2 protein-coding genes and 1 pseudogene are annotated in these 1,214 nt (G+C 26.4%); 1 reads left to right on the top strand and 2 read right to left on the bottom strand.

The annotated features are described in order from the left end of the window. Together CLRAG_RS21325 and CLRAG_RS17050 are read right to left on the bottom strand one after the other, a co-directional pair. Positions 1–95, bottom strand: a pseudogene (locus tag CLRAG_RS21325) (HesA/MoeB/ThiF family protein); the annotation flags it as partial. Between the two features lie 2 nt (positions 96–97). After that, a complete protein-coding gene (locus CLRAG_RS17050) occupies positions 98–322 on the bottom strand; it encodes a MoaD/ThiS family protein (RefSeq protein ID WP_065079510.1) in 225 nt (74 codons plus the stop codon). Between the two features lie 593 nt (positions 323–915). On the opposite strand from CLRAG_RS17050, the gene CLRAG_RS17045 reads away from it, so the two are divergent. After that, positions 916–1,214: formate dehydrogenase H subunit alpha (locus CLRAG_RS17045; protein WP_065079509.1), on the top strand; the 299-nt coding region annotated here is incomplete at its 3' end.

Here is a 1,214-nt window from a genome sequence, read left to right as displayed (position 1 = left end):
ATTCCTCCACAGCCTACAACACAAACTTTAAATTTCTTTAAGCTATCATTTTCTTCTTTTGACAGGGTTTTCATATTTCTAACATAACGTTCCAAATTTAACCGCCTCCTACTGGTGGGAACAATGACAATACATCATTGTCATTAAGTTCTGTATTTGCTTTACCATCCCTACCATTTATAAGTAAAATAGCTACTTCTTCTTCCTTAATATTTATCTTTTTAAATATATCCGCAGGTGTTACGGGCTCGTTAAATTTTAAAAATAATTTTTTATCTCTATTTTCTCTAAAATAAGCAAATAGTCTAACTTCTATTTTCAAATTCACACCTCCTTAAAAACAGAATTTATTTAATGTTTCTTCTATAGGTATATCCTATTTACCCAATTATATATATTTAAAGCATAAATTGTACCAAACATATTTATAAAAAATACTTAATAACCAGAACATATATGATATACTGATTATTAAGTACTGATAGTAAATGCAGCAATAATAGCATTGCTATTTGAGATGAAAAACAATATATTATTCTATATTAACAAAATGATCAAATAAAGAACAATGTATTATTTTATACTAATAAAATGCTCAAATAAAGAGCAATGTTACTTTATATCTTTGAAAAGTGTTCGAATATTATAAAAATGCAAGCTTTATGAAACCATTTTCACTTAGATTATTTTGTGATATAATATTCACACAGATAGTTTCTACTAAAATTCAAAATAAATTTATCATATTATTATATCGCAAATTTAGTCTAAAATTAAAAAATTTATAATTTCATTAAAAAATTTATAATTTCATTAAAAAGAAACAGCCTATGTTTTAGTCATAATATTAAATTGTGTGGAAACACAGGTAAAAAGAACTACAATACTTAAACTTAAAGAAAGGAGTGTAAGAATATGAAAAGTATACTAACTACTTGTCCTTATTGTGGAACAGGATGCACATTTTTCTTAAATGTAAGAGATGGAAAAATTGTTAGTGTAACCCCAGATGATAATGTAAATTCAGTAAACCAAGGGAAGCTTTGTTCAAAAGGACGTTTTGGTTTTGATTTTGTACATCATAAAGATCGTCTAACTAATCCTTTGATTAGAAAAGAAGGAAAGCTGGTTGAGGTTACATGGGAGGAAGCAATTGGCTTTATTGTTTCTAAAATCAAAAAAACTGTAAAAGAATATGGTTCTGACAGTGTTGC

Source organism: Clostridium ragsdalei P11 (assembly GCF_001675165.1).
Classification (GTDB): Bacteria; Bacillota; Clostridia; order Clostridiales; family Clostridiaceae; genus Clostridium_B; species Clostridium_B ragsdalei.
This window is presented reverse-complemented; position numbering and strand designations above follow the sequence as displayed.